We start from the raw sequence: 23,540 nt of genomic DNA on the forward strand, positions 1-23,540 counted from the left end.
CATAAATTTATTCATTTTAAAATTGTTGTAAAAATTAAAGTGGTTTAAGAATGAAACAAAGCGGTCACTTTGTCAATACTTTTTACAAAAATATTTGTTTATGTCTTCCAAAATGCAGGAGTAAATAACACCAGCAAAGAGAAAAATTCTAAACGCCCCGCAACCATTGCAAAAATAAACACATATTTTGCCCCATCTGGGGTATTAGCAAAACCCAAACTCGTCATTCCAATCCCTGGACCTGCATTTGTAATAGTCGCCCACACACCTCCAAGAGCATCAAAAGCTTCCATTCCAAACAGCATTGCAACAAAAGTACAGCCGAAGAAAACCAGTATAAATACAATAAAGAAAGCCCAAATACTTTCTATAATACGTATTGGCAAAGCACTTTTATCCAATTTAATGGAATTAACTAAACTAGGATGAACCAGTTGTTTTAATTCACGTTTAACTTGTAGCCATAACACAAGTACCCGAATGGCTTTTAATCCACCAGAGGTTGAACCTGCACAACCGCCCACAGCGGCAGAAAATAATAACAATATCCCTAAAAATGGAGATAATTCATTAAAATCAAAAATGGTGAAACCTGCTGTCATTGACATTGAAACTAATTGTAATGACCCTAGCTCAAAAGCTTTAGCAAACGAATAATCTGACGTCGTTAAATATAATCCAATTGAAAATAATGAGATAAAAAAGAGTTGTGATAATACAAAAAAACGAAATTCAGGATCACCAAAGTAGATTTTAGAAATCTGACCTTTTCGCCAATTCATCGCAGCTAAAATATGCAGTGAAAAGTTACAACCCGCAATCAGCATAAAAACAGTGGCAATAATATGAATTGATGAATTCTGGAAAAATCCCATATTCGCATCGTGGGTAGAAAATCCCCCATTTGAGATAGTCGAAAAACTATGTCCTATGGCATCAAAGACAGACATTCCTGCTAACCAGTAAGATAACGCACAAGCTAAAATCATAAAGGAATAAAGCAACCATAATAATTTTGCAATTTCAGCAATTCTGGGTAGAATTTTTTGATCTTTTAAAGGACCTGAAGACTCCGCTTTATAGAGTTGTGTTCCTCCAACCCCAAGTAAAGGAATAACGGCAACCGCTAACACGATAATTCCCATTCCTCCAACAAACTGGGTAAACTGGCGGTGAAATAAAATCGCTTTGGGTAATTCATCTAAACCAGACATTACCGTTGCACCTGTTGTTGTTAAAGCAGAAAAGGATTCAAATAACACATCTGCGGTACTCATATCAAGGCTATTTGCAAGAAACAAAGGTAATGCTGCAATACAGCCTAGAACAAACCAAAATGCAACAACAATTAAAAATCCTTCACGAGAACGTAACTCATCTTTGTGATAACGGCAACTCCACCAAAATAAAAAACCGACAGAAATACTGATTAGAAATGATTTAACAAAGGTTGTTCCTTCTCCATCTCCATAAATCAGCGCAACCACTGCAGGAACAAGCATAGTGAGTGAAAAACACATCACTAAAATCCCCATAATACGAATAATTGAACGTAAATGCACTTATCTGTCCTTTATTAAATAATCATTAATACACTGATTAGTCTATCCCTTCCAATTCGGCTTCTGAGAATTGTCTCTCTTTCACTTCTTCTTGCTTTGGCTTTCCATCTCTTAATTCAAAGTTTTTATGCTGGAAATAAGCCTCACGAACAATGATATAAGGATCTTGAGATTGTTTTAATATTTCATCTTGCTCTAATAATTTGGCTCTTTGATCTACGCCATCCACCACTTTCTTACCAATTGTTGCAGGGAAAGTGAGTAAAGATAAAATAGGATAAGTGTAATCTACTTCAGACAAGAGATCCCTTGGTGATTTAGGTCCAAGAATGGGTAACATAATATAAGGTCCATCACCCATTCCATATTTACCTAACGTATGAGAAAAAGTGCGTACTTCTTTTAATTTTAAAGGCTCACTAGAACTCGCAAAATCAATTAAGCCCCCTAAACCAAAGGTACTATTTATCAAAAAGCGATTAAGATGTACGACCGCTTTTTCTACATCACCTTGCAATAAGCGATTTAAAAAACTAGCAGGTTCTGCCAAATTACTTGACACATTTGTTAAGCCGGTTTTTATTGGACTTGGCATATAATCACGCCACCCTTTTGCAACAGGTTTTAAAATATAAGGATCTAATACTTTATAATTCACTGCCCACATCGCTCGATTAAATCCTTCTAACGGATCTTTTCTTGCTCCTGTTTCAGGATCGATAGAAGAACAAGCCGTTAAACTGATCATTGCGAATGCAACAAGCCATTGTTTTAAATTCTTTTTAAATTTCATCATAAATAACACTCTATTTTCTCTCATTGTGATGTTTATATTGTACTCAACTTTAGTATAAACGCCATCATTTATTTGTAACATAATTGATGTCTGACAGAATAAACTAAGCGGTAAGATCAAGATCAAAATTTGCAAATTTTTAATCAAATCTCACCGCTTGATTTTAAACTACTCTGTTATTGTTTCGATTTTAGGTGCTTCTGCCTTAGGTTTTCTACGTTTACCAATATTTTTGGTATCCTTCGTTCGAATTTTTACTTTTACTTTTTTCTCGTCTTTTTTAGTCTCTCTCTTTTTCTTTATTCTTGCTTTCTCTTTTTTCGATTTTGAGGCTGTTTCACCGTCTTTTGGTGCTTTAGTGCGAGGCTCTAACCCTTCAATAATACGTGCTTTCAACACTTCATCAGTATAACGTTTAATTTTTCCTAATAATTTATAATCGTGGGCTTCAACCAGTGAAATAGCACTGCCTTTTTTACCTGCTCGAGCAGTACGCCCAATACGGTGTAAATAAGCATCAGCGTTATAAGGTAAATCAAAGTTAATCACAAAATCTATATCATCGATATCAATCCCTCGTGCAGCAACATCTGTTGCAACCAATATATTTACTACACCCTCTTTCAAACGCTCGATCGCTTGAGTACGTAAAGTTTGTGCCATTTCCCCCTCAAGGTAAGTTGAACGTAAACCACGCTTACGTAAAATATCACTCAATTCACGGGTCATTTCACGACGACGTACAAATACAATCGCTTTCTCTACATTATTTTCACTAATAAAACGGGCTAACTGCTTAGTTTTATGCTCTAAATTATCACTATGATAATACCATTGGGTAATTTTCTTACGTTCACGACGGCTAGGATCTGCATCAATATGTTCTGGTTCAGTCAAAATACGATCTGCAAAATCTGTGAGCAAATCACCTTCAAGGGTGGCTGAAAATAACCACGTATGTTTACGCCAACGTGTTTCGGCAGCTATGGTTTCTGCATCTTGCCCATAACCCATTTGTAACATTCTGTCGGCTTCATCAAAAATTAAGATTTCAACCGCACGACAATCAAAATTTTCTTCTTTAATATATTGTAATAATCGACCAGGGGTTGCTACCAAAATATCTTGATTATGGTTAAACACTTCACCGTGATTTTGATACGCCACACCACCTGTAATAGTGGCAATATCTAAATGAGTAAATTCCGCTAACTCTTTTGCCTGCCCTGACACTTGCATTGCTAATTCACGGGTTGGCGTTAAAATTAAAATACGTGGTGGACCTGAATGTCTACGAGGATAATCTAATAAATGTTGGATCGCTGGCAATAAAAATGCCGCTGTTTTCCCTGTTCCTGTTGGGGCAGAACCCAGCAAATCACGTCCTTCCATTGCTACTGGAATGGTATTTTGCTGAATGACCGTTGGTGTTTTATACCCTTTTTGCTTTACCGCTTTTAATAATTCTGGCGCTAAATCGAGTTCTTCAAATGTTATCATTTTAATTTATTTCCTAACTTGTTTTCTTTGTTTCGATCAAATAATTTTTTATTTAACAGACTAGTTTAACACTCTTTAACTATTATTAGGTAAATTTTATTTATTTCTTTAAACAAAAAACAGTAGTCCATTATAAATCAAATTCAACCCAAAAAAGAGGAAAACTAGCCCAGCTACATTATCAATATAGCGGTTATATTTTGCATAAAATTTACAAATAACTTGACGAGAGAATAATAGTGCAACGAGGGAAAAATAGATTAAAGTACTAAAAGATAACATTGCTAACACTAAAAAATAATCTTCAATATTAACAAGTTGAGAAGCATAACCGGATAATATACTACTAAAAAAGACCACTACTTTTGCATTGGCTAGATTAATCATTAAACCATCTAAAATTTCTTTTTTAGCAGACGTTTTTTCAATAAAGGTCTTTTCATCAAATTGAGCATTTTCTTTTACTCTTGCCATTTTAAAACCTGTATAGCTAAGAAAACTCCCTCCTAAAATCATAATAAGACAGTTCAAAAAAGGCATCTCTTTTATCAAAAGCCCAAATCCAAAAATAACGACAATTGCCCAAAAAGCGACCCCTAAAGAAATACCTATTGCAGCAAATATTGCATTACGGCTATTACTACTCGCCGCTCGACGACTAATATAGAAAAAATCAGGACCTGGGCTTACTAGTCCTGCTAGTTGTACAAAGAAAAGGGTTAATAACATAATTTTACCTAAATCATACCTACAAAATGTAGTTCAGAATATAAAGGATCGAAATAGTATAAACAGCAGCTAAAATATCATCAACCATAATTCCTAAACCGCCTTTTAGTGTTTGATCAAACTGCTTTATCGGATAGGGTTTAACAATATCAAAAAAGCGGAATACAATAAACGTAAGTCCATAAAAGATATAATCATACTGAGGTAAAAAAGCAAAAATTAAAAATATAGCAACAATTTCATCCCATACAATACGCCCATCATCGTGAATACCTAAGTCTTGACTGGTTTTTTCACAGATATAGCAACCTAAAATAAAAGAAATCACAGTAAGGATCATAAAAAAAAGCGGGGAAGCGGTAAGATTCCATAAAAAAATTGCAAAAATCATACCGACTAATGTTCCCCAAGTACCTGGGGCGGGCTTGATTAAACCTGAACCAAAACCAAAAGCGAATAAATGAATGGGATTTTTGAGATTAATCGGTTTCATTATTTTGTTACCTTTTATTTTTTATGAAAAATGGTCAAATCCTGCTTGTACAGGAAACGGCTCTTCTTTACCCTCTCTTAATAAAGTTAAGCCAGATTGGATGATTTTACCAATACAGCTACATTTTATGTTTAAGTGAGCAAGGGCTTGCTTAAAAGCCTCTACCTTGTTAGGAGGAATAGTAAAGCAAAGTTCATAATCTTCCCCTCCCGTTAAAGCAAAAGTTTCTGCTAGTCGTGGATATTCATTTACAAGCGGTAATGACAGGGGCAAATCTTGCAAATTCAGTTCTGCACCACATTGACTACGCGCTAAAATATGTCCTAAATCTGCCAACAGTCCATCTGAAATATCAATCGCACATTGCGAATATTGATTAAGTAACAGACCTAGTTCTATCCTAGGAGTAGGGTTTAAATGACGTTGTAATAAGTATTGTTGTTGCTCTGTGTCATTTTTAGTTTGATTAAATAATAGTGCTAAACCTGCTTTACTGTCACCGAGTGTTCCTGATACAAAAATCAAATCATTCAGTTGTGCTTTATGACGATATAACCCCGTACCTTTGTCTAATACCCCTTGAGCGGTAATTGTAATGGATAATGCACCTTTGGTTGTGTCACCGCCAATTAATTCTACATTGTAGTGATCTAAAATAGCAAATAACCCTTTGCTAAATTCGGCTAACCATTGATGATCCACCTTTGGTAAGGTTAAAGCTAATGAAATCCATTTGGGTATTGCCCCCATTGCCGCCAAATCACTTAAATTGACAGCAACAGATTTATAGGCTAAATCATAAGGAGAGATCTCAGGAAGAAAATGTGTTCCAACAGCTAAAGTATCTGTGGTAATGGCTAACTGTTGTTGTAATGCTAATTCGATGATGGCACAATCATCGCCAATCGCGAATACAGAAGATTGTTTTGCTTTCTGACGATTAAAGTAGTGCTTAATTACATCAAATTCATTCATTTTAGAAATCTTATTTACGCCCTAATGCAGGTGCTAATTTATCTAAAATACCGTTTACATATTTATGGCTATCATCAGAACCAAATACTTTAGCCACTTCAATCGCTTCATTGATCACCACTTTATAAGGCACATCAAGTTGGAATTTTAATTCGTAGCTTGCTACTCGTAAAATGGAATATTCAATAGGATCAAGATCATCTTGACTACGATCTAAATAAGGTTGAAAAGCTGCATCAACCTCTGTGATATGTTCAACTGTACCACGTAATAATTTAAGAAAATAAGGAACGTCAACACCTTTCATATCTTGATCTGTCATAAACGAAACTTCAACTTCTTCAATTGAATTTTTAGATATAAACCAAGAATACAGTGCTTGTACCGCACATTCACGAGCTCGACGACGTGGAGAAACTTTCATATAACCTCTATAAAGTATAATTTTGCAAAATTTGTTAAAGATCTGACCGCTGGCTGTATTATTTTTAAACATGAGGTGGAACGGTAGCGAATTCTATCATAAATTCAACGGATAGGGGAAAATATTAGACTGAGAAAGTGACCGTCTTTTATAAATCATTTAGTAGAAAAATGCACATATAATGCAAATAAAAGACCAAATAATGCAATAACACCTGATACAATCGTTAAACTATCCATTTTTTGCTCCTTTGTTTATTAAATATAAACCTGTAACCATTGAAATACTTGCAGATAGAAAAGGAAATACCTCAACATTATTATTTTGTACAAATGGCGTAATCACTGCAATAGCAACAATAATTTTGGTAAAATCAAGTAATAATTTACCCGCTTCTCTTATTGTTTCTTTTTTTATTTTAACTAACTCTGATTTCATTTACAAACTCCATAATAAATAAGTAAACTATAAAAACTTTTCAGCCAATATTACTACTGAGGATTAATTATATGTGGCGTGACAAAAATGACGAGTTCACGTTTAGCCACCTTATCTTTGGTATGACTAAATAAATGCTTTAATATCGGTAGGCTTCCTAATAAAGGTACTGCATCTTTTTCCTTAGAAAGCATATTTTGAAAGATCCCTCCAAGTACAATCGTTTTACCATTTTGAGCTAAAACCTGAGTTTTAATTTCTTGTTTATCTATAGTCACCCATTGCTGACTACTTGCTGTTGCTGTATTTGGTGCGTTTTGAGTAACTAATAAATCCAGTAAAATTTGATCATTTTGAGAAAAATGAGGAGTGACTTCAAGCCCTAAAACTGCATCACGAAATTCAACATCAGTAATGTCCCCCTTAGCATTACGCTGTGGATAAGCAACCTCTGTTCCTTGCTTAATGCTCGCTTTATTCTCATTTGTTGTAATCAAACTTGGACTAGCAATAATTTCCACACTATTTTCTTGTTCTAATGCCGTTAATTCTAGATCTAATAATCTATTGTTCAAACTCGCAATTTGAATAACTGCAGAAGCTGCATTGCTGACCACTGGAAAATTAACATTTAAATTATTTGCTGAAAACCCATTCCCTTCTAATTTTCCACCAAATTGATGAGAGTTCGCAGTTGGACTAAACATTCCCCATCGAACACCTAATTCTTGTAAATGTTCACTACTGATAGTCACTACTCTTGCTTCAATAGCAACTTGCCTAATGGGTTTATCTAATTTTTTTACTAATGCGGTTAATTTATTTAAAATCTGATTACTTCCTTTTAAAATCAATGTATTTGTTTGTTGATCAAAATGAATATAACCGCCATCTAACAAGGTTCCTTGTCCTTTAGTTAAACTTTCAATAATATCTTTTGCTCTCGCATAATTTAAATGAATGCTTTTTACTAAACCCTCTTTATCAACAATATCAGGTTCACTTTCATCTATATTATATTCTTCAACTGTGACTTTGTTATCCATAATTTCTTTTTCTTTATAAAAAGGATCAGCATAAATATAACAACTAAAAAACAAACACATTAATAATACTAACTTTTTCATTATTTTACCTTTCTAATATGGATAAACTTAGTACACACTGCACCAAATTATTTTTATTTATTTTTATTAAGTTAATTTCATTAAAATAAATATTCTTGGTATTGCTTATTTGAATAATCACATCGACAACATTTTTAAATTTTTGATTAAAAACAACATCAATAATATTATTTTCTTTATTCCATAAAATACTTTCAACATTCATTTTGTTTTTAACTAAAATACGTTTAACTTTTTGATTAATTTCTAAAGGAGAATGATTATCTATGGAAACCACCTTTAATTTTTTTAATTTTTTATCAAGACTCAAATCATTTTCCTTATACTTTTGAAAAGTATCAAACTGTTTTTGTTGATATTTAATATTATGAAAAATATCATACACAGGGTAACTTATAATCAATAATCCGATTAAAATAGAAATCTGTACCTTATGTATTAAGGTCGCCTCAATGAAAAGGTAAACATAGCTACTGGGCTGAAAATAATACTTTTTTATTTTATTCATCTTTATATAAAACTCACTTTAATAATAAATTCTAATTGATTATCACTGTTAGTTTGTAGCATATTAATACTAAAACTTGTATTTTTAATACGTTTTAAATAAGCTGATATTTTTTCAAAATCTTCTTGTTTATTTAACTTTCCTAAAATCAAAAAATAATCTGTTATATTATGTTTAATATTAATTTCATTCACTGCACCTTCAATGGGTAGATTTTGAAGTTTATCCAGTATCAATTTTATATTTTGAGCATTAAGAAGATTTTTTTGCATTTTTTTATTATTAAGAAAATTATTTAATAATGCTTCTTTGTTTTTAATTTTAAGATTAAATTTATTATTTTGCTGTTGATAATATAATCCATTTGTATAAAAGTTATTACTGTATATTTTTATCATTACCGCAAATATAATAAAAATAACAACCAAAACCATATAATAAAAATATCTTTTTTTAATCTTATTTAGCCAATTTGTTTGATGATAATTTGTTAAATTTATACCTTGCCATTCCATAAGCAGGCTCCTAATGCTATTATATATAAATAAGGATCAATAATTTTCTGATCACTAGGTAACGCCAGTGTAATAATTTTTTCTTTTTCTATTTGTGATAAATTTTGTATTTTTTCAATAGTAAGTAACCGCTTACAACCTGTTGATTGGGATAATTTTTCAATAGATGTCTGGAAAAGCTCTGTTTGTTTAAACTGAATAAGTTGATTTTTAAATAAATAAGTATCTTCTCTACTACTTTCTTCCTTGTTATCTAATTGTTGATGGACTAAATAATCGATTCCCCTACGATAACAATAAAGTTCGCTGTCTAAAACCATCTGCTTATTGAGATTAAAATCTGTTTCATTATTTTTAATAAGTGCATAAATAATCACTCTATAAATATTCTCTGATTCTTGTAATGCTATTTGATAATCAAAATAGATCTCCTCAATAGAAACAGGAACCTCTTGTTTTAATACCTCAATAATTTGGCGATATATCATTGCCTTATTATAATGATGAGGGAAAAAAAGGTATTTTCTCCAAATAAAGCGGTCACTTATACTTTGAATTATACAAATTTCTGATTTCTCTCTCTTTAAAATATCTAATAATCTATTACTGTCTTTTTCATACCATTTTGTACAAATTACTTGATCTTCAATGGAAACCACACAAAAGTATTGCTCATTTTGGCTTAATCCCAATTTTTTATTCTGTAATTTTGTTTGAAATAACATCTATTGTTTTTCCTTTTTAGTGCATTTTAAGGTATGATCGTAAAATTAAAATAGGCACTATTATTGTGCTAAAATTACTTATTCGTCATTAACAAAAAGAGTTTTCTCGATGAAGATCACAAAAATAATATTAAGTACTTTACTTTCTCTTATTATTCTCGCTGCTATTGGTGGTGGAATTTTATATGCAAACCTTAAATCAGACTTACCCGAAATTAATTCTCTAAAGGATTTTAAACTGCAACAACCAATGCAAATTTATACCTCTGATGGAAAATTAATTGGAGAAGTAGGTGAAGAACGCCGTATTCCTGTTAAATTAGCAAAGATTCCACAACAACTTATTGATGCCATTATTGCCACTGAAGATACGCGTTTTTATGAGCATAGTGGATATGATTTAAAAGGCATTGTGCGTGCTGCTGTAGCTCTATTAAAAGGCGGGCGAAAACAGGGGGCAAGTACTATTACTCAGCAATTAGCTCGAAATTTTTTCTTAACACCAGAGAGAAGGCTTGCTCGTAAATTAAAAGAGTTAATTTTAGCAACAGAAATTGAAAAGGTAATGAGTAAAGATGAAATTTTAGAATTATATCTAAATAAAATTTATTTAGGATACCGATCTTATGGTGTTGCAACTGCGGCTCAAACTTATTTTGGAAAAGAATTAGATCAACTGACTCTTTCCGAAGCAGCGATTATTGCAGGACTTCCAAAAGCCCCTTCTACAATGAATCCTATTTATTCTGTGAAACGAGCAGAAAAACGCCGCAATACCGTATTATGGCGAATGCTACAAGTAAAAAAAATTACTCAAGAACAGTATGAAAAAGCTAAAGCAGAACCCATTATTTCTAAATTTCACAAAACAATTTTAGATTTTCGTGCTGAGTATGTCACTGAAATGGTGCGTAAAGAAATGGTAAAACGTTATGGTGAAGAAGCGACTTATACCAAAGGTTTTAAGGTTTTTGCAACTGTTTTATCAAAAGATCAATTTGAAGCACAGAAAGCATTAAGAGAAAATTTAATTAAATATGATAAACGTCACGGTTGGAGAGGTGCGGTAACACTTTGGAAGGAAAATAGCACTGCGTGGAATGAAGAAGATATTATTGAACATTTGAGTAAACTCCCTCTTTCTGAGCCTTTTGTAAGTGCTGCTGTCTTGAATGTGACCCCAAATAAAGCACATATTTTGTTAGCTGATGGTGGAGAGGCAGACCTTCCATTATCTGGAATGAAATGGGCAAGAAAATTTATCAATAAAAATAGAAAAGGATCATCTCCTACTTCTGTGAAGCAAGTATTAAAAGTCGGTCAGCAAATTTGGGTTAGAGCAATACAAAATAAACAAGGCTCTACTGATTGGGAACTTGGACAAATTCCACAAGTTAATTCAGCATTAGTTTCATTAAATAGTAATAACGGTGCGATTGAAGCTGCTGTTGGTGGATTTAGTTTTGCACAAAGTAATTTTAACCGTGTTACACAATCAATGGTGCAAGTCGGTTCTTCTATTAAACCATTTATTTATACTGCTGCAATGAATAAAGGATTAAGCCTTGCAACAGTACTAAATGATACACCTATTACTATTCGTAAAGCAGGTCAAGAGCCTTGGGTTCCTAAAAATGCTCCTAATATTTATGAAGGGAAAATGCGATTACGAGTAGGTTTAGGAAAATCTAAAAATGTGATGATGGTAAGAACAGTAAGAATGGCGGGCATTGATTACATTGCTGAATATTTACAACGTTTTGGCTTTAATCGAGATCAGTATAAAGCAACTGAAGCTTTAGCTTTAGGAGCTGCATCATTTACACCATTAGAAATGGCTCGTGGCTATGCTGTATTTGATAATGGCGGATATTTGATTGATCCTTTTATCATCGAAAGAGTTGAAGACTATCAGGGCAATGAACTCTATAAAGCAAATCCTCGTATTGCTTGTATTTCTTGTAATGATATTCCTGTTATTTACCCTGAACCAACCTATTTTGATTTTGTAAAAGAAGATGAGGATGAAGTTGTGGATTCACTTTCAACATCAGATGATAATAATATTACTGACCTACAAATAGAGCCTACAACAAAGAAAGAAGATCCTAGCTTAATGGCAACCTCCTCTGAAACAGAGCAAACTATCCACTATGCACCTCGAGTGATTAGTGGGGAACTTGCTTTTCTAATGCGTAGTGCATTACATTCAGCCGCTTTCGGTGAGAGAGGGCAAGACTGGAGAGGTACAAGTTGGCGAATAGCACAGCAATTACCTCGTAAAGATATTGGTGGAAAAACAGGAACAACTAACAATTCTAAAGTAACTTGGTATGCGGGTTTTGGCTCCGATATTGTGACGACTGTTTATGTTGCTTCTGATGATAATAAAGAACTCGGTAGAGGAGAAGCGGGTGCAAGTACAGCACTTCCAGCTTGGATTAAGTATATGAAAGTCGCACTTTCTGATAAACCACAACGTGCTGAAACTATACCACCCAATATTATTAAAGTAGGAATTGATGCTCAATATGGTTTACTAGGTGATGATTTAACAGAATATTTTATTAAAGGTACAGAACCTAAAAATAAATATATTATTGAACAAGGTTATCAAATTCCAGTAACCAATCCAAATTCTCAATCAGGTTTAGATTCACCAGAGATAAAAACCAAAGAATTATTCTAATTAATCATTAAAGCGAGTGTAAAAACTCGCTTTTCTCATTTATAAAAAATACTTATTATGAAAACAAGCATTTACGATAAATCTGTATTCTTTGAACGCTATCAACAATTAAGAACCAATCCAATGAGTTTGAATGAAGTTGTGGAAAAACCGACAATGTTCTCACTCCTTCCAAATTTAAAAAATAAACGAATATTAGATTTAGGCTGTGGAACAGGTGGACATTTACACTATTATCTTCGACAAGGTGCAAGTTATGTGTCTGGTGTAGATTTATCTCAATCAATGCTAAATCAGGCTCAACAAAATTTTGCAAAAAATAAAATAAATCCTACCGCTTATAAATTACATTGTTTAGCAATGGAGAAACTAAAACAACTTGATGAAGGTAATTTTGATTTAATTACCAGTTCTTTTGCCTTTCATTATATTGAGAATTTTCCACAGCTTTTACAGGATATAAAAACAAAGCTTAACTTAAAAGGCTCACTTATTTTCTCACAAGAACACCCAATAGTTACTGCTCATAAACAAGGAAATCGCTGGGAAAAGAATATGGATAATCTACAAATAGCATATCGCTTAAACCATTATAGAGATGAGGGAGAAAGAGAGAGAAATTGGTTTAAACAACCCTTTAAAACTTATCATCGCACAATGGCAACAATTTTAAATCAATTAATCCAAACAGGATTTTAAATTGAACAAATAGAAGAACCAATGCTAATAGATCAACCACAATGGCATAATGAATTTAAAGATCTCACACACCGCCCACCATTACTTTTTGTTAAAGCAAAGTCGAAGTACTGAGTTTTATTTTATTAAAATTTTCATAACACAACTTAAAAAATTATACAATTATAAAACATAAAAATATTGACAAAAAAATAACTATTTGTTACTTTTCAAGAGGGTGTAAATTCATAGAGAGGTAAAATGATGAAAAAATTTTGTATTTTCTTTCTTACATTATTAGTCGCTATTTCTTACGTTAATGCAGAACAACGTCATATCACTGATAATGGTAAAGGTTCTGCCCAGTATGATGTTATTTTTATAAAAAATCCGACTATCTCAACAAATAAAATTCCGAATGAACAAACTTGGCAATCTATTCCTGAGATCAGTGGCTCACTAAACTATCCTTGGGAAGCTATTCAAGCACCAAAAACAGTGTTTAAAGCATTCCACGATGGCATCTCTTTATACTTTAATTTTGTTGTGGAAGATAAAGATGTATTAGTAGAAGATGGCTGGAAAAGTGACGAATCGACCGTTGATGCAGAAGATCGGGTTGAGATGTTTTTTGCTGGTACATCAGTTGATCAACCAGATAACTATAAACTTCACAAATATTATTCTGTCGAAGTAGATGCGAAAGGTAGAGTACACGACTATAGTGTAGAATACTATAGACATTTAGATAGTAAATGGAACTTAAAAGGCTTAAATACAACAGGAATCCAAACTGAAAAAGGATATATCATTCAAGGTTCGATTCCTCTTGAATCATTACGAAATTTACAACTTATTAGAGAAGATAACACTATGCGAGTCGGTGTGTTCCGTGCTGAATTCTCTAAAACTAGTTCTAAAGAAACCAAAATGCAATGGATTTCTTGGGTAGATCCTAACACTACTTATCCTGATTTCCACGTTGATTCAGCATTTGGTGTATTTCGTTTTCTAGGTTTATGATCTTCCATAACATCATAAATTCATAGATAGTTTTATTTAAAGCAAATATTCAAGAATAAAATAACAATTTGAGCAATCTAAAAAGGTTGATTTCTTAAACAAAATCAACCTTTTTGATATGTGCATTATTTATTTCCTATTCAAATACTTCTCTAATTGACGCTTTTCCCATTCCACACCTAATGGAGGTAGCCAATCAAACGTTTTTAATCCTCGAATTATTAGCCCCAATCCCCAGCCTAAAAAGACCCAGTGTACCCACCAAACATCAGGTGTAGCAATTAAATTGATTATGAGTAATACACTTATAACAATAACAAACACAAATAATTTGATATAAAAACGCTTAATATCACGTACTTTTTGATAAGCTAACTGTTCATCACGAGTTAATATTAAATCATTACTATTGTTTGAAGAAGACAGTGTTTCAGTATTCATTGTTAATGCTCCTTTTAAAGTTGAAAAATCCACTTCAAAAACAGAGGCTAATGATTTTACTGATTCGTTACTGGCTGTCTTACCATTTTCAATACGCTGAATTGTTCGAGTACTTAAACCACTCATTTCAGCAAGCTGTTGTTGAGACCAACCTCGTTCTAATCTTAATTTCTGTATAATCATTATTCTTCTCCATTCATTAAGTGGATTTTCATATTAACAACAAAGTTCAGAAGAAAGAACGACACAGGGACGACATCTATATGACACTCTCTTAAATTAAGCTAAAAATATAACCCCAATACCCATAAGCACCGATAAACGCCACCAAAAGTAATTGCTTTGCTAACTTAACATTGGTTTTATGCAATTTAAATAAAAGATAAGCGATAGTAAAAAGAATAAACGGATAAACCCAAAGGGAAATAGATAAGAGATTAAGTTGTAAAGAACTAAATTGAATATGATTAGATAATGCAGGTGTAAGTAATAATGCTAACGGCCATAAAGCACAAGGTAAACATAAGCCACCTAATGCCCAACTAAATTTTGAAAATGACGAATTCATTGCTTATCCTCTTGGATGATATTTTTGATGAAGTGATTGTAACCGAGATTTTGCCACTTGGGTATAAATTTGCGTAGTTGAGAGGTCACTATGCCCTAATAACATCTGTACCACCCTTAAATCTGCACCATAATTCACTAAATGTGTCGCAAAAGCGTGTCGTAAAATATGGGGGGATAATTTATCGCTCTCAATATCAGCAAGCAAAGCATAGTGTTTAATACGATGCCAAAAAGTTTGACGAGTCATTTGTGTCCCTCTACGACTTGGAAATAACACATCAGACTGCTCATTTTTAAGTAATAAAGGACGTCCATACAGAAAAAACTCATTAATCCAATAATTTGCTTCTTCACCAACGGGAACAAGTCGCTCCTTATCCCCTTTACCAATCACACGAACCACACCTTGTCGTAAACTCAAATTTTCCAATGTTAGCGAAACTAATTCTGTCACACGTAATCCTGTTGCATATAACAACTCTAACATCGCTTTATCTCGTAATTCAATCGGATCTAACGTATTAGGTGCATTTAATAAATCCAACACTTGCTCTTCACTAAGAGATTTTGGTAACCGTTGGGATTTTTTGGGAGACATCAAGGTTGCAGTAGGATCATCACTACGATAATTTTCTAAATATAAAAATCGAAAAAATTTACGTAAACAACTTAACATTCTTGCAGAACTAGACGCTTTATACCTCTGCTCCAAACGTTGCCCTAAGAAACTTTGTAAATCAAAATGATCTAAAGTCAAAAAATTGTGTTTATCAGATAGCCACTGACTAAAAAGTTCTAAATCTTGTCGATAAGAAGCAATAGTATTCTCTGACAATCCGTGTTCTTGCCATAAACTATCTAAAAACAACTCAATAATGGGGTCAAGTTTCTTCACAAGCGGTAAGATCCTGTTAAAAATTTACAAATTACAGAAGATTATAATACAAAAACTATTTAGTAATACTATTTTGGTTGTAACATTTGAGCGTTTTTTTATTTTTCACTGTCTTTTAAATACAAAAAAGCCGTAACTATTTCTAGTTACGGCTCTTCCTTCTTATAAAACCCTGATGGTGTCCTACTCTCACATAGGGAGACCCTACACTACCATCGGCGTTACAACTTTTCACTTCTGAGTTCGGTATGGAATCAGGTGGTTCCGCTGCACTATGGCCATCAGGAATATTCTTTTCTGTTAATGTCACTTCTACATAACACTAACTCTATATTCTCTAAATTAAAAACAAGCTTCTACTTTAACTTTCTTAAACTTCAAACTCCAACCTTACAGTCTTCTGTCTTCCGTCCTCTGTCTTCTGAAACAAAAACACTTGAGTGTTGTATGGTTAAGTCTCTCGGGCAATTAGTACAGGTTAGCTCAACGTCTCACAACGCTTACACACCCTGCCTATCTACGTCTTAGTCTCAAACAACCCTTACAATCTTATAGATTGGGAGAACTCATCTCAAGGCTAGTTTCGTGCTTAGATGCTTTCAGCACTTATCTATTCCGCATGTAGCTACCCAGCAATGCTTCTGGCGAAACAACTGGAACACCAGTGATGCGTCCACTCCGGTCCTCTCGTACTAGGAGCAGCCCCTTTCAATTCTCCAACGCCCACGGCAGATAGGGACCGAACTGTCTCACGACGTTCTAAACCCAGCTCGCGTACCACTTTAAATGGCGAACAGCCATACCCTTGGGACCTACTTCAGCCCCAGGATGTGATGAGCCGACATCGAGGTGCCAAACACCGCCGTCGATATGAACTCTTGGGCGGTATCAGCCTGTTATCCCCGGAGTACCTTTTATCCGTTGAGCGATGGCCCTTCCATTCAGAACCACCGGATCACTATGACCTACTTTCGTACCTGCTCGACATGTCCGTCTCGCAGTCAAGCTTGCTTATACCATTGTACTAACCTCACGATGTCCGACCGTGATTAGCAAACCTTCGTACTCCTCCGTTACTCTTTGGGAGGAGACCGCCCCAGTCAAACTACCCACCAGACACTGTCCGAACACCCGTTTCGGGTGCTTCGTTAGAACATCAAACGTTAAAGGGTGGTATTTCAAGGTTGACTCCATAACAACTGGCGTTGCTACTTCTAAGTCTCCCACCTATCCTACACATTAAAATTCAAGGTTCAGTGTCAAGCTATAGTAAAGGTTCACGGGGTCTTTCCGTCTAGCCGCGGGTACACCGCATCTTCACGGCGATTTCAATTTCACTGAGTCTCGGGTGGAGACAGCCTGGCCATCATTATGCCATTCGTGCAGGTCGGAACTTACCCGACAAGGAATTTCGCTACCTTAGGACCGTTATAGTTACGGCCGCCGTTTACTGGGGCTTCTATCAGAAGCTTCTCTTTCGATTACATCATCAATTAACCTTCCAGCACCGGGCAGGCATCACACCCTATACGTCCACTTTCGTGTTTGCAGAGTGCTGTGTTTTTAATAAACAGTTGCAGCCAGCTGGTATCTTCGACCGGTTCAACCTTCACCCGTAAAGGGCTACAATCTACGCCGGCGCACCTTCTCCCGAAGTTACGGTGCTATTTTGCCTAGTTCCTTCACCCGAGTTCTCTCAAGCGCCTGAGTATTCTCTACCTGATCACCTGTGTCGGTTTACAGTACGATTTATAATAACCTATGCTTAGTGGCTTTTCCTGGAAGCGTGGTATCAGTTACTTCATCTCCTTAGAGATTCGTCATCACTTCTCGGTGTTATACAGAATTCCGGATTTGCCTAGAATTCCCACCTACCGGCTTAAACAGGGATATCCAATACCCTGATAACCTAACCTTCTCCGTCCCCACATCGCAGTTATTACAAGTACGGGAATATTAACCCGTTTCCCATCGACTACGCTTTTCAGCCTTGCCTTAGGGGTCGACTCACCCTGCCCCGATTAACGTTGGACAGGAAACCTTGATCTTCCGGCGAACGAGTTTTTCACTCGTTTTATCGTTACTTATGTCAGCATTCGCACTTCTGATACGTCCAGCAAACCTCTCGATTCACCTTCATCCGCTTACAGAACGCTCCCCTACCCAACAGGCGTATCACAAATATTCCTCAATCCTTACTTTATTCCAACTCGACGTATGGAACGCTTGGACGTCTTTCACTTCGTGAAAGCCGTCAATCGTAAATTATAAGGCGTATTTGTGATACGCCTGATGCCGCAGCTTCGGTGCTATATTTGAGCCCCGTTACATCTTCCGCGCAGGCCGACTCGACTAGTGAGCTATTACGCTTTCTTTAAATGGTGGCTGCTTCTAAGCCAACATCCTAGCTGTCTAAGCCTTCCCACTTCGTTTCCCACTTAATATAGACTTTGGGACCTTAGCTGGCGGTCTGGGTTGTTTCCCTCTTCACGACGAACGTTAGCACCCGCCGTGTGTCTCCTGAGTATCACTCTTTGGTATTCGGAGTTTGCATCGGGTTGGTAAGCCGGGATGGCCCCCTAGCCGAAACAGTGCTCTACCCCCAAAGGTGTCAGCTCAAGGCTCTACCTAAATAGATTTCGGGGAGAACCAGCTATCTCCCGGTTTGATTGGCCTTTCACCCCCAGCCACAAGTCATCCGCTAATTTTTCAACATTAGTCGGTTCGGTCCTCCAGTTAGTGTTACCCAACCTTCAACCTGCCCATGGCTAGATCACCGGGTTTCGGGTCTATACCTTGCAACTAAACGCCCAGTTAAGACTCGGTTTCCCTACGGCTCCCCTATTCGGTTAACCTTGCTACAAAATATAAGTCGCTGACCCATTATACAAAAGGTACGCAGTCACAACTCGAAGTTGCTCCTACTGCTTGTACGTACACGGTTTCAGGTTCTATTTCACTCCCCTCGCAGGGGTTCTTTTTACCTTTCCTTCACAGTACTTGTTCACTATCGGTCAATCAGGAGTATTTAGCCTTGGAGGATGGTCCCCCCATCTTCAAACAGGATATCACGTGTCCCGCCCTACTTATCGTTAGCTTAGTTCCACAATTGTATTTTCAGATACGGGATTATCACCCTCTTTGATTGAGTTTCCCAACTCATTCTCTTAATACTAATGCTAAAACTAACTGGCTCTTCCACTTTCGCTCGCCGCTACTCACAGAATCTCGGTTGATTTCTTTTCCTCGGGGTACTTAGATGTTTCAGTTCTCCCGGTTCGCTTCAATGACCTATGTATTCAGTCATTGATAATAGGTTCTTCACCTATTGGGTTTCCCCATTCGGAAATCTTGGAATTATCACGTTTCTTATCAACTCTTCCAAGCTTATCGCAGATTAGCACGTCCTTCTTCGCCTCTGATTGCCAAGGCATCCACCGTGTACGCTTAGTCACTTAACCATACAACCTCAAGTATTCTTAAAATAAATCAAAGAAAACCTAACGTTGTTACATTAAACAACTCAAGTTCGTATGTTGCTTTTGTTCAACATACTATTTTTTAGTTTCTTACTCAGACTTCTTCTCAAAAAACAGCCACTTTAACAAATTACAGTTTTAATTCCTGTCATCTGTCTTCCATACTCTGTCTTCTGAACTTGAAAGTCTTCAGTTTTCAGCTTGTTTCCAATTTTTTAAAGAACAAATATAACAAAACACTTAACGTGCTTCATCATTGCTAAATCAACTTATAAATATAAAATTTACTAACTATTTATTACTTATAAATTTACTTAGCAATGATGAATTGGTGGAGATAAGCGGGATCGAACCGCTGACCTCCTGCGTGCAAGGCAGGCGCTCTCCCAGCTGAGCTATATCCCCAATACATCACTATCATTTCTAACCACACTCAATGAGTGGTGGGTCTGAGTGGACTTGAACCACCGACCTCACCCTTATCAGGGGTGCGCTCTAACCACCTGAGCTACAGACCCAGAAATGATGTCTTTTGTCTCTTTTGTCTCTTATTCCTCTATCAAACAATCTGTGTGAGCACTCATTGTCGCTTATTCAGGTAAGGAGGTGATCCAACCGCAGGTTCCCCTACGGTTACCTTGTTACGACTTCACCCCAGTCATGAATCATACCGTGGTAAACGCCCTCCCGAAGGTTAAGCTATCTACTTCTGGTACAACCCACTCCCATGGTGTGACGGGCGGTGTGTACAAGGCCCGGGAACGTATTCACCGCGACATTCTGATTCGCGATTACTAGCGATTCCGACTTCATGGAGTCGAGTTGCAGACTCCAATCCGGACTTAGACGTACTTTCTGAGATTCGCTTACCATCGCTGGTTCGCCGCCCTCTGTATACGCCATTGTAGCACGTGTGTAGCCCTACTCGTAAGGGCCATGATGACTTGACGTCGTCCCCACCTTCCTCCAGTTTATCACTGGCAGTCTCCTTTGAGTTCTCAGCATTACCTGCTAGCAACAAAGGATAAGGGTTGCGCTCGTTGCGGGACTTAACCCAACATTTCACAACACGAGCTGACGACAGCCATGCAGCACCTGTCTCATAGTTCCCGAAGGCACAAGACTATCTCTAGTCTCTTCTATGGATGTCAAGAGTAGGTAAGGTTCTTCGCGTTGCATCGAATTAAACCACATGCTCCACCGCTTGTGCGGGCCCCCGTCAATTCATTTGAGTTTTAACCTTGCGGCCGTACTCCCCAGGCGGTCAATTTATCGCGTTAGCTACGGGCGCCAGGCTTAAAGCCCAACCCCCAAATTGACATCGTTTACAGCGTGGACTACCAGGGTATCTAATCCTGTTTGCTACCCACGCTTTCGCACCTCAGCGTCAGTCTCTCTCCAAGGGGCTGCCTTCGCCTTCGGTATTCCTCCACATCTCTACGCATTTCACCGCTACACGTGGAATTCTACCCCTCCCTAGAGGACTCTAGTCGCCCAGTCTCAAATGCAATTCCCAAGTTAAGCTCGGGGCTTTCACATCTGACTTAGACAACCGCCTGCGTGCCCTTTACGCCCAGTTATTCCGATTAACGCTCGCACCCTCCGTATTACCGCGGCTGCTGGCACGGAGTTAGCCGGTGCTTCTTCTGCGACTAACGTCAATGTTTGCACCTATTAGATACAAACCCTTCCTCATCGCTGAAAGAACTTTACAACCCGAAAGCCTTCTTCATTCACGCGGCATGGCTGCATCAGGGTTTCCCCCATTGTGCAATATTCCCCACTGCTGCCTCCCGTAGGAGTCTGGACCGTGTCTCAGTTCCAGTGTGGCTGGTCATCCTCTCAAACCAGCTAGAGATCGTCAGCTTGGTGAGCCTTTACCTCACCAACTACCTAATCTCACTTGGGCTCATCTCGTGGTATATGGTCCGAAGATCCCATACTTTAATCTTTCGATATTACGCGGTATTAGCTACAGTTTCCCGTAGTTATCCCCCTCCACAAGGCAGATTCCCAAGCATTACTCACCCGTCCGCCACTCGTCAGCAAGAAAGCAAGCTTTCTCCTGTTACCGTTCGACTTGCATGTGTTAAGCCTGCCGCCAGCGTTCAATCTGAGCCATGATCAAACTCTTCAATTAAAAGTTTAATCGCTCAATAAACTGACATAGAATTTTTATTAAATAAATTTTCAGTGACACTTATTAAGACTTCTTTATTTCAAATATTTTTTTCAAATAAGTCAATCAACAAGTGCCCACACAGATTGTCTGATAAATTGTTAAAGAGCAAAAAACAACGACGCACCTAGCAAAATCTTTCACAACAGTGCGTCATTGTGTGTGGCGTATTATAGAGATTTTTAAAGGCGACGCAAGTACTTTTTTGTAAAAATATTGAAAAATTTGTTCGAACGATTAAATTTAGCTCAAATTGTCGTTTTTTTTAATTTCTTAGTACAAAATTTAAAAGATTATTTCCTTAATTTTCTATAATTATATATTACAATCGGACTATTACTCCACCATACTAATTAAAAATGTTTGTAAATAAACAGGGCAACCGCGTACTTTGTCTATAAATTAATCACACACACCAAAAATAAGCTCAGACCTCATTTCATCAGACCAGCCAGCTGATTTCAGCTTGCTTTTCATACTATTTTTAGCTGGATGTAGTCGTGCTAAATTAAGCCCTAAACGCCTAATTATTGCCATATTTTCAACGCCATCCCCCAAATAAATCGTACTATCATCTTCTTTAAAAACAACATCAAGCACCCAATGCGCTTTATTTTCAACTTCCCAATGACCCCTAATATATTTCGCAAAGTCTTCGCAAGGAACATCTAAGCTACTGATATAAAATACTTTTTCTTCACTTTTCTTGCCTTTGTCTTCTCTTATCCTATGAACTTGAATAAGGCTTTTAATTCCTGTCCAACCTTGAGATTCCAAAAGCCAATCACTTATTGGTAATTTTGAATAATACCGTTGATCTATTCGACTTCTTTCACAGTTAACCTCTTGAAACTCATCTATTTTTATTGATTTTTCTCGCACTACTTTATGAAAATAACTTTCTATTTCATTTCTAAATTTCTTATGATTATTTTTCAATGGCATCACATAATCGCTCTTCTTTTCTATGATTTTCTTCGCTATTTTCTTTTGCGTATTCATCGCATCTACCGTAATGACGGCTTGATTTAGCTCTAAAATATCTATCATTTCTAGAATGCTTTCATTCTCATTTTTCTTACCTTTGGACTTATTTTGAGCTAAAATTAATCCTCTTGAACAGCTCCAAGCCGTAATACTATGTAGGGCATTATGAGGCTCTAAATGTGAACTGTTTTTTAATGTTTTACCATCTATTGCAATACACTCTTTGCCTTGTGATTTTCGTATCTCATTGATAAAATTAATAAAAATATAATTTAATTTCTCAGGATTTATCCGTCTTACAATACGAGCAATCGTATCATCAACAGGAATACCATTTTCAAAATCTCGGTATTTTCGTAACCATTTTATATTCAATTTACCAAACTGATGAATTTCACTCCATCCTTCTGCACCTGATATTACCGCACTTACGACAAGAAAAATAACATCTAAGAAGTCATGTTTTTTGTTTATATCTTTGCGAGGGTCTTCCAAATCTTTAAAAGCTGATAATATATTCATTTTTACACCTATTTGTTATTGAATAATAGGTGCTATTAGATCATATTTTTAAGAAAAGTGCGATCTTGCCCTGTGTAAATAAAGAAAACTTAACAAAAATTTTTCTACTAAATTTACTTCAACAAGTAGAAGCAATTAAACTAGAAATGATATTATATGCACAATTTTAAATTTCCCTCGTATTGTGTGTATTATTGAGCTTTCAGATATTCCTTTTGAAAAAATTTCAACAAATACAACAAAATTTGCAAAACCTTGTTGCTAAACTATCGCTTACCGATTAAT

Annotated in this window: 18 protein-coding genes, 2 tRNA genes, 3 rRNA genes and 1 pseudogene; 3 read left to right on the plus strand and 21 right to left on the minus strand. The window is 36.0% G+C overall.

The window, feature by feature from the left end:
* Positions 1-98: 98 nt before the first annotated feature.
* The 12 genes from KGI96_RS08030 to KGI96_RS08085 form a co-directional block, all read right to left on the minus strand.
* The gene (locus KGI96_RS08030) at positions 99-1,562 is read right to left on the minus strand and encodes a TrkH family potassium uptake protein (protein WP_211599080.1); all 1,464 of its coding nucleotides are present in this window, start codon (positions 1,560-1,562) and stop codon (positions 99-101) included.
* A gap of 37 nt (positions 1,563-1,599) precedes the next feature.
* Entirely contained in the window at positions 1,600-2,355 is a 756-nt protein-coding gene (locus tag KGI96_RS08035; protein ID WP_211599097.1) for an MlaA family lipoprotein, read from the minus strand.
* Between the two features lie 171 nt (positions 2,356-2,526).
* Complete coding sequence (srmB, locus tag KGI96_RS08040; protein ID WP_211599081.1) at positions 2,527-3,858, minus strand: ATP-dependent RNA helicase SrmB; 1,332 nt, start codon at positions 3,856-3,858, stop codon at positions 2,527-2,529.
* 108 nt (positions 3,859-3,966) lie between these two features.
* Positions 3,967-4,587: a LysE family transporter gene (locus KGI96_RS08045; protein WP_211599082.1), complete on the minus strand. Its 621-nt coding sequence runs from the start codon at positions 4,585-4,587 to the stop codon at positions 3,967-3,969.
* Positions 4,588-4,606: 19 nt separating this feature from the next.
* Positions 4,607-5,080 (minus strand): phosphatidylglycerophosphatase A family protein, encoded by a 474-nt coding sequence (locus KGI96_RS08050; RefSeq protein ID WP_211599083.1) that lies wholly within the window; start codon positions 5,078-5,080, stop codon positions 4,607-4,609.
* Positions 5,081-5,101: 21 nt separating this feature from the next.
* Positions 5,102-6,055, minus strand: coding sequence for a thiamine-phosphate kinase (gene thiL, locus KGI96_RS08055; protein ID WP_211599084.1), 954 nt, complete (start codon positions 6,053-6,055; stop codon positions 5,102-5,104).
* A gap of 10 nt (positions 6,056-6,065) precedes the next feature.
* A complete protein-coding gene (gene nusB, locus KGI96_RS08060) occupies positions 6,066-6,479 on the minus strand; it encodes a transcription antitermination factor NusB (protein WP_211599085.1) in 414 nt (137 codons plus the stop codon).
* 231 nt (positions 6,480-6,710) lie between these two features.
* Positions 6,711-6,917 (minus strand): hypothetical protein, encoded by a 207-nt coding sequence (locus KGI96_RS08065; RefSeq protein WP_211599086.1) that lies wholly within the window; start codon positions 6,915-6,917, stop codon positions 6,711-6,713.
* Between the two features lie 53 nt (positions 6,918-6,970).
* Complete coding sequence (pilQ, locus tag KGI96_RS08070; RefSeq protein ID WP_211599087.1) at positions 6,971-8,044, minus strand: type IV pilus secretin PilQ; 1,074 nt, start codon at positions 8,042-8,044, stop codon at positions 6,971-6,973.
* 4 nt (positions 8,045-8,048) lie between these two features.
* A complete protein-coding gene (locus KGI96_RS08075) occupies positions 8,049-8,552 on the minus strand; it encodes a hypothetical protein (RefSeq protein ID WP_211599088.1) in 504 nt (167 codons plus the stop codon).
* A gap of 2 nt (positions 8,553-8,554) precedes the next feature.
* The gene (locus KGI96_RS08080; RefSeq protein WP_211599089.1) at positions 8,555-9,067 is read right to left on the minus strand and encodes a hypothetical protein; all 513 of its coding nucleotides are present in this window, start codon (positions 9,065-9,067) and stop codon (positions 8,555-8,557) included.
* The gene (locus tag KGI96_RS08085; RefSeq protein ID WP_211599090.1) at positions 9,049-9,792 is read right to left on the minus strand and encodes a hypothetical protein; all 744 of its coding nucleotides are present in this window, start codon (positions 9,790-9,792) and stop codon (positions 9,049-9,051) included. The genes KGI96_RS08080 and KGI96_RS08085 overlap by 19 nt, the downstream gene beginning before the upstream one ends.
* A 109-nt stretch (positions 9,793-9,901) precedes the next feature.
* Between KGI96_RS08085 and KGI96_RS08090 the strand changes: the two genes are divergently transcribed.
* The 3 genes and pseudogenes from KGI96_RS08090 (at position 9,902) to KGI96_RS08100 (ending at position 14,182) form a co-directional block, all read left to right on the plus strand.
* On the plus strand, positions 9,902-12,481 hold the full coding sequence (locus tag KGI96_RS08090; RefSeq protein ID WP_211599091.1) for a penicillin-binding protein 1A: 2,580 nt from the start codon (positions 9,902-9,904) through the stop codon (positions 12,479-12,481).
* Positions 12,482-12,538: 57 nt separating this feature from the next.
* Positions 12,539-13,294 (plus strand): annotated as a pseudogene (locus KGI96_RS08095) (class I SAM-dependent methyltransferase).
* A 126-nt stretch (positions 13,295-13,420) separates the two neighbouring features.
* Positions 13,421-14,182 carry a sugar-binding protein gene (locus tag KGI96_RS08100; RefSeq protein WP_211599092.1) on the plus strand — a complete coding sequence of 254 codons (762 nt, stop codon included), beginning with the start codon at positions 13,421-13,423 and terminating at the stop codon, positions 14,180-14,182.
* A 129-nt stretch (positions 14,183-14,311) separates the two neighbouring features.
* Here KGI96_RS08100 and KGI96_RS11335 read toward each other — a convergent pair whose 3' ends face one another.
* From KGI96_RS11335 to KGI96_RS08145, 9 genes are all read right to left on the minus strand, one after another.
* Positions 14,312-14,806 carry a helix-turn-helix domain-containing protein gene (locus KGI96_RS11335; protein ID WP_211599093.1) on the minus strand — a complete coding sequence of 165 codons (495 nt, stop codon included), beginning with the start codon at positions 14,804-14,806 and terminating at the stop codon, positions 14,312-14,314.
* A 91-nt stretch (positions 14,807-14,897) separates the two neighbouring features.
* On the minus strand, positions 14,898-15,191 hold the full coding sequence (locus tag KGI96_RS08110; protein ID WP_090922114.1) for a DUF5389 family protein: 294 nt from the start codon (positions 15,189-15,191) through the stop codon (positions 14,898-14,900).
* Positions 15,192-15,194: 3 nt separating this feature from the next.
* Positions 15,195-16,088, minus strand: coding sequence for a site-specific tyrosine recombinase XerD (gene xerD / locus KGI96_RS08115; protein ID WP_211599094.1), 894 nt, complete (start codon positions 16,086-16,088; stop codon positions 15,195-15,197).
* Positions 16,089-16,258: 170 nt separating this feature from the next.
* Positions 16,259-16,374 (minus strand): 5S ribosomal RNA (rrf, locus tag KGI96_RS08120).
* A gap of 161 nt (positions 16,375-16,535) precedes the next feature.
* Positions 16,536-19,549: ribosomal RNA gene (locus tag KGI96_RS08125) — 23S ribosomal RNA — on the minus strand.
* A 347-nt stretch (positions 19,550-19,896) separates the two neighbouring features.
* Positions 19,897-19,972, minus strand: a tRNA-Ala gene (locus tag KGI96_RS08130).
* 36 nt (positions 19,973-20,008) lie between these two features.
* Positions 20,009-20,085, minus strand: a tRNA-Ile gene (locus KGI96_RS08135).
* Positions 20,086-20,166: 81 nt separating this feature from the next.
* Positions 20,167-21,707: ribosomal RNA gene (locus tag KGI96_RS08140) — 16S ribosomal RNA — on the minus strand.
* The 16S, 23S and 5S rRNA genes sit together here with 2 tRNA genes alongside, the layout of an rRNA operon.
* A gap of 441 nt (positions 21,708-22,148) precedes the next feature.
* Positions 22,149-23,255: an ISAs1 family transposase gene (locus KGI96_RS08145; protein WP_213156428.1), complete on the minus strand. Its 1,107-nt coding sequence runs from the start codon at positions 23,253-23,255 to the stop codon at positions 22,149-22,151.
* Between the last annotated feature and the right edge of the window lie 285 nt (positions 23,256-23,540).

The organism is Phocoenobacter atlanticus subsp. cyclopteri, from assembly GCF_018343795.1.
GTDB classification, from domain to species: Bacteria; Pseudomonadota; Gammaproteobacteria; order Enterobacterales; family Pasteurellaceae; genus Phocoenobacter; species Phocoenobacter atlanticus.

What these genes read in the sequence shown, in the direction of transcription:
- KGI96_RS08035 (WP_211599097.1), bottom strand. Translation starts at nt 2,355, where the DNA reads ATGAAATTTAAAAAGAATTTAAAACAATGGCTTGTTGCATTCGCAATG.
- srmB (WP_211599081.1), bottom strand. Translation starts at nt 3,858, where the DNA reads ATGATAACATTTGAAGAACTCGATTTAGCGCCAGAATTATTAAAAGCG.
- KGI96_RS08045 (WP_211599082.1), bottom strand. Translation starts at nt 4,587, where the DNA reads ATGTTATTAACCCTTTTCTTTGTACAACTAGCAGGACTAGTAAGCCCA.
- KGI96_RS08050 (WP_211599083.1), bottom strand. Translation starts at nt 5,080, where the DNA reads ATGAAACCGATTAATCTCAAAAATCCCATTCATTTATTCGCTTTTGGT.
- thiL (WP_211599084.1), bottom strand. Translation starts at nt 6,055, where the DNA reads ATGAATGAATTTGATGTAATTAAGCACTACTTTAATCGTCAGAAAGCA.
- nusB (WP_211599085.1), bottom strand. Translation starts at nt 6,479, where the DNA reads ATGAAAGTTTCTCCACGTCGTCGAGCTCGTGAATGTGCGGTACAAGCA.
- KGI96_RS08065 (WP_211599086.1), bottom strand. Translation starts at nt 6,917, where the DNA reads ATGAAATCAGAGTTAGTTAAAATAAAAAAAGAAACAATAAGAGAAGCG.
- pilQ (WP_211599087.1), bottom strand. Translation starts at nt 8,044, where the DNA reads ATGAAAAAGTTAGTATTATTAATGTGTTTGTTTTTTAGTTGTTATATT.
- KGI96_RS08075 (WP_211599088.1), bottom strand. Translation starts at nt 8,552, where the DNA reads ATGAATAAAATAAAAAAGTATTATTTTCAGCCCAGTAGCTATGTTTAC.
- KGI96_RS08080 (WP_211599089.1), bottom strand. Translation starts at nt 9,067, where the DNA reads ATGGAATGGCAAGGTATAAATTTAACAAATTATCATCAAACAAATTGG.
- KGI96_RS08085 (WP_211599090.1), bottom strand. Translation starts at nt 9,792, where the DNA reads ATGTTATTTCAAACAAAATTACAGAATAAAAAATTGGGATTAAGCCAA.
- KGI96_RS08090 (WP_211599091.1), top strand. Translation starts at nt 9,902, where the DNA reads ATGAAGATCACAAAAATAATATTAAGTACTTTACTTTCTCTTATTATT.
- KGI96_RS08100 (WP_211599092.1), top strand. Translation starts at nt 13,421, where the DNA reads ATGATGAAAAAATTTTGTATTTTCTTTCTTACATTATTAGTCGCTATT.
- KGI96_RS11335 (WP_211599093.1), bottom strand. Translation starts at nt 14,806, where the DNA reads ATGATTATACAGAAATTAAGATTAGAACGAGGTTGGTCTCAACAACAG.
- KGI96_RS08110 (WP_090922114.1), bottom strand. Translation starts at nt 15,191, where the DNA reads ATGAATTCGTCATTTTCAAAATTTAGTTGGGCATTAGGTGGCTTATGT.
- KGI96_RS08145 (WP_213156428.1), bottom strand. Translation starts at nt 23,255, where the DNA reads ATGAATATATTATCAGCTTTTAAAGATTTGGAAGACCCTCGCAAAGAT.